Here is a 5,732-nt window from a genome sequence, read left to right as displayed (position 1 = left end):
GGTCTGTTGTTTGAGAACTCAATAGTGTGCCATGTTTGTTGATACCGGATGTTTTATTCGGTTGATTGGTTGTCGCCGTCCTGCCTCCGTGGGGTGGTGGCGACATTTTCAGCCGGGGTTTGATGTTTTCGTTGTTTTTTTGACGGAGAGTTTGATCCTGGCTCAGGACGAACGCTGGCGGCGTGCTTAACACATGCAAGTCGAACGATGATGCCCAGCTTGCTGGGCGGATTAGTGGCGAACGGGTGAGTAATACGTGAGTAACCTGCCCTTGACTCTGGGATAAGCCTGGGAAACTGGGTCTAATACTGGATACTACCTCTTGCCGCATGGTGGGTGGTGGAAAGGGTTTTACTGGTTTTGGATGGGCTCACGGCCTATCAGCTTGTTGGTGGGGTAATGGCTCACCAAGGCGACGACGGGTAGCCGGCCTGAGAGGGTGACCGGCCACACTGGGACTGAGACACGGCCCAGACTCCTACGGGAGGCAGCAGTGGGGAATATTGCACAATGGGCGGAAGCCTGATGCAGCGACGCCGCGTGAGGGATGACGGCCTTCGGGTTGTAAACCTCTTTCAGTAGGGAAGAAGCGAGAGTGACGGTACCTGCAGAAGAAGCGCCGGCTAACTACGTGCCAGCAGCCGCGGTAATACGTAGGGCGCAAGCGTTGTCCGGAATTATTGGGCGTAAAGAGCTCGTAGGCGGTTTGTCGCGTCTGCTGTGAAAGCCCGGGGCTCAACCCCGGGTCTGCAGTGGGTACGGGCAGACTAGAGTGCAGTAGGGGAGACTGGAATTCCTGGTGTAGCGGTGAAATGCGCAGATATCAGGAGGAACACCGATGGCGAAGGCAGGTCTCTGGGCTGTTACTGACGCTGAGGAGCGAAAGCATGGGGAGCGAACAGGATTAGATACCCTGGTAGTCCATGCCGTAAACGTTGGGCACTAGGTGTGGGGGACATTCCACGTTTTCCGCGCCGTAGCTAACGCATTAAGTGCCCCGCCTGGGGAGTACGGCCGCAAGGCTAAAACTCAAAGGAATTGACGGGGGCCCGCACAAGCGGCGGAGCATGCGGATTAATTCGATGCAACGCGAAGAACCTTACCAAGGCTTGACATTCACCGGACCGCCCCAGAGATGGGGTTTCCCTTCGGGGCTGGTGGACAGGTGGTGCATGGTTGTCGTCAGCTCGTGTCGTGAGATGTTGGGTTAAGTCCCGCAACGAGCGCAACCCTCGTTCTATGTTGCCAGCACGTGATGGTGGGGACTCATAGGAGACTGCCGGGGTCAACTCGGAGGAAGGTGGGGATGACGTCAAATCATCATGCCCCTTATGTCTTGGGCTTCACGCATGCTACAATGGCCGGTACAAAGGGTTGCGATACTGTGAGGTGGAGCTAATCCCAAAAAGCCGGTCTCAGTTCGGATTGAGGTCTGCAACTCGACCTCATGAAGTCGGAGTCGCTAGTAATCGCAGATCAGCAACGCTGCGGTGAATACGTTCCCGGGCCTTGTACACACCGCCCGTCAAGTCACGAAAGTTGGTAACACCCGAAGCCGGTGGCCTAACCCCTTGTGGGAGGGAGCCGTCGAAGGTGGGACTGGCGATTGGGACTAAGTCGTAACAAGGTAGCCGTACCGGAAGGTGCGGCTGGATCACCTCCTTTCTAAGGAGCCGTTGACCGCCGTGTGGTGGTCGCCCCCGCTTCAGTGCCCGTGCGTGGTGCTGGTGGGGTGAGCTCATGGGTGGAATATCAACGAGCAAGTGGCCGCACTCCTCCTGTGCTTCCCGGGTTCCGATCCGGCGGGTGTGGGGGTTGCCGGCCGGGTCGGGTCCTAGTACCTGTCCCATCGTGGTGGGCCCTGTGGGGTTCCTCCGGTGTGGGTGGTGGAAGAGAGCTGGTCCGGTGGTGGGTGTGGTCCGTGGCGCACTATTGGGTCCTGAGACAACAGGCCCCGTCCCCTTTGGTGGGGGTGGGGGTGTTGTGTCTGGGTTCCCGGCGTCCTGCCGGTGGTCGTGTCCCTTTCGGGGGGTGCAGCCACCAGTGTGCGGGGTGTGCGGGTTGTTGTTTGAGAACTGTATAGTGGACGCGAGCATCTTAAGAACAGGTGCCGCAGGCAGCCGGACGGTTTCCTCTTCCCGCAAGGGTCGGGGGTGTGTCTGGTGGGTTGTGGTGCCGTGTTCGTGATTGATCGCCGAGATACCGCTGCCGTACCCCTAGGGGTGTGGTGGTGGTGGTATCGGTGTGTTCTGTGATCATGTGGCAAGTTTTTAAGGGCGCACGGTGGATGCCTTGGCATCAGGAGCCGATGAAGGACGCGGTAATCTGCGATAAGCCTCGGGGAGCTGATAAACGAGCTGTGATCCGAGGGTCTCCGAATGGGGAAACCCCGCCGCGTGTTATGCGTGGTGACCCGCACCTGAATTCATAGGGTGTGTGGAGGGAACGTGGGGAAGTGAAACATCTCAGTACCCACAGGAAGAGAAAACAACAGTGATTCCGTCAGTAGTGGCGAGCGAACGCGGAAGAGGCCAAACCGATGGTGTGTGATACCCGGCAGGGGTTGCATCATCGGGGTCGTGGGGCGTGTCGTCCCGGGTCTGCCGGCCCGGGCGTGTGAGTGCAGGGCGATAGTCGAACCGGTGTGAGTGCCGGACCGGAGAGGGTGAGAGTCCCGTAGACGAAATCGTTGCTGCCGCACGGTGCGCGTACCCAAGTAGCACGGGGCCCGAGAAATCCCGTGTGAATCTGCCAGGACCACCTGGTAAGCCTAAATACTACCTGATGACCGATAGCGGACCAGTACCGTGAGGGAAAGGTGAAAAGTACCCCGGGAGGGGAGTGAAATAGTACCTGAAACCGTGTGCCTACAAACCGTCGGAGCCCTACAAGGTGACGGCGTGCCTTTTGAAGAATGAGCCTGCGAGTTAGTGTTACGTCGCGAGGTTAACCCGTGAGGGGTATCCGTAGCGAAAGCGAGTCTGAACAGGGCGAGTGAGTGGCGTGATCTAGACCCGAAGCGAAGTGATCTACCCATGGCCAGGTTGAAGCGCGTGTAAGAGCGCGTGGAGGACCGAACCCACTTCAGTTGAAAATGGAGGGGATGAGCTGTGGGTAGGGGTGAAAGGCCAATCAAACTTCGTGATAGCTGGTTCTCCCCGAAATGCATTTAGGTGCAGCGTTACGTGTTTCTTGCCGGAGGTAGAGCTACTGGATGGCCGATGGGCCCTACAAGGTTACTGACGTCAGCCAAACTCCGAATGCCGGTAAGTGAGAGCGTAGCAGTGAGACTGTGGGGGATAAGCTTCATAGTCGAGAGGGAAACAGCCCAGACCACCAACTAAGGCCCCTAAGCGTGTGCTAAGTGGGAAAGGATGTGGAGTTGCTTAGACAACCAGGAGGTTGGCTTAGAAGCAGCCACCCTTGAAAGAGTGCGTAATAGCTCACTGGTCAAGTGATTCCGCGCCGACAATGTAGCGGGGCTCAAGTACACCGCCGAAGTTGTGGCATTGCACCAATGATACCCAACCGGTCTTCGGACCGGTTCAGGTGGTGCGATGGGTAGGGGAGCGTCGTGTGGGCAGTGAAGCTGCGGGGTGACCCAGTGGTGGAGCCCACACGAGTGAGAATGCAGGCATGAGTAGCGAATGACGGGTGAGAAACCCGTCCGCCGGATGATCAAGGGTTCCAGGGTCAAGCTAATCTGCCCTGGGTCAGTCGGGACCTAAGGCGAGGCCGACAGGCGTAGTCGATGGACAACGGGTTGATATTCCCGTACCGGCGAAGAACCGCCCCTATCGAACCGGGGACACTAACCACCCGAACCGGGCCATGCGGTGACCATTGGTCGCCGCCGGCACCGGGGAGCGTGGGACCTGAACCGGGGAGGTAAGCGTATTAACAGGTGTGACGCAGGAAGGTAGCCGAGCCGGGCGATGGTAGACCCGGTCTAAGCGTGTAGGGCGATCCGTTGGCAAATCCGCGGATCATTGAGCCTGAGACGTGACGGGACCCCCATTCGTGGGGGGATTCGGTGATCCTATGCTGCCGAGAAAAGCATCGACGCGAGGTTCCAGCCGCCCGTACCCCAAACCGACACAGGTGATCAGGTAGAGAATACTAAGGCGATCGAGAGAATCATGGTTAAGGAACTCGGCAAAATGCCCCCGTAACTTCGGGAGAAGGGGGGCCCCGACCGTGGACACCACTTGCTGGTGCGAGCGGGTAAGGGCCGCAGAGACCAGGGGGAAGCGACTGTTTATCAAAAACACAGGTCCGTGCGAAGTCGCAAGACGATGTATACGGACTGACTCCTGCCCGGTGCTGGAAGGTTAAGAGGACCTGTTAGCCTCACGGCGAAGCGGAGAATTTAAGCCCCAGTAAACGGCGGTGGTAACTATAACCATCCTAAGGTAGCGAAATTCCTTGTCGGGTAAGTTCCGACCTGCACGAATGGAGTAACGACTTCCCCGCTGTCTCAACCATGAACTCGGCGAAATTGCAGTACGAGTAAAGATGCTCGTTACGCGCAGCAGGACGGAAAGACCCCGAGACCTTTACTATAGTTTGGTATTGGTGTTCGGTGTGGCTTGTGTAGGATAGGTGGGAGACGGTGAAGCGGGCACGCCAGTGCACGTGGAGTCAACGTTGAAATACCACTCTGGTCACTCTGGACATCTAACTTCGGCCCGTGATCCGGGTCAGGGACAGTGCCTGATGGGTAGTTTAACTGGGGCGGTTGCCTCCTAAAGAGTAACGGAGGCGCCCAAAGGTTCCCTCAGCCTGGTTGGCAATCAGGTGTCGAGTGTAAGTGCACAAGGGAGCTTGACTGTGAGAGCGACAGCTCGAGCAGGGACGAAAGTCGGGACTAGTGATCCGGCGGTACATTGTGGAATGGCCGTCGCTCAACGGATAAAAGGTACCTCGGGGATAACAGGCTGATCTTGCCCAAGAGTCCATATCGACGGCATGGTTTGGCACCTCGATGTCGGCTCGTCGCATCCTGGGGCTGGAGTTGGTCCCAAGGGTTGGGCTGTTCGCCCATTAAAGCGGTACGCGAGCTGGGTTCAGAACGTCGTGAGACAGTTCGGTCCCTATCCGCTGCGCGCGCAGGAAATTTGAGAAGACCTGTCCTTAGTACGAGAGGACCGGGACGGACGAACCTCTGGTATGGCAGTTGTACCGCCAGGTGCACCGCTGCTTCGCTACGTTCGGAAGAGATAACCGCTGAAAGCATCTAAGCGGGAAGCTCGCTTCGAGATGAGATTTCCACGCACCTAGTGTGTGAGAGGCCCCCAGCTAGACCACTGGGTTGATAGGCCGGAGGTGGAAGCACGAACCAACGACGTGTGCAGCCGACCGGTACTAATAAGCCGACAACTTACACCACACCCCCACCCCCAACACGTGTTGGGAACAAGGGTGGGGTCACCACAGAACACCGCGTCCACTATACGGCTCCCAACCAACAACCCCCGCGGTTGTCGGGGGGAACCGCAATTGAATACCGCCCACCACGGGCGGACACCACAGTGACTTACCCACCCCGTATCACCGGCCCACCGGCCGGCACGCCCCAGGGGTCGGGCACCAGAGTTACGGCGGTCATAGCGTGGGGGAAACGCCCGGTCCCATCCCGAACCCGGAAGCTAAGACCCGCAGCGCCGATGGTACTGCACCCGGAAGGGTGTGGGAGAGTAGGACACCGCCGGACCACACCACCAGGGTCGAGC

At 58.3% G+C, this 5,732-nt stretch carries 3 rRNA genes; all 3 read left to right on the top strand.

Annotation, left to right across the window (positions count from 1 at the left end):
- Positions 1-139 precede the first annotated feature (139 nt).
- Positions 140-1,665, top strand: a 16S ribosomal RNA gene (locus CRM73_RS17890).
- A 594-nt stretch (positions 1,666-2,259) separates the two neighbouring features.
- Positions 2,260-5,388: ribosomal RNA gene (locus CRM73_RS17885) — 23S ribosomal RNA — on the top strand.
- 208 nt (positions 5,389-5,596) lie between these two features.
- Positions 5,597-5,713: ribosomal RNA gene (gene rrf / locus CRM73_RS17880) — 5S ribosomal RNA — on the top strand.
- Together the 16S, 23S and 5S rRNA genes form the textbook arrangement of a ribosomal RNA operon.
- Positions 5,714-5,732 lie beyond the last annotated feature (19 nt).

Source organism: Kocuria sp. CCUG 69068 (assembly GCF_020833785.1).
GTDB lineage: Bacteria > Actinomycetota > Actinomycetes > Actinomycetales > Micrococcaceae > Kocuria > Kocuria rosea.
This window is presented reverse-complemented; position numbering and strand designations above follow the sequence as displayed.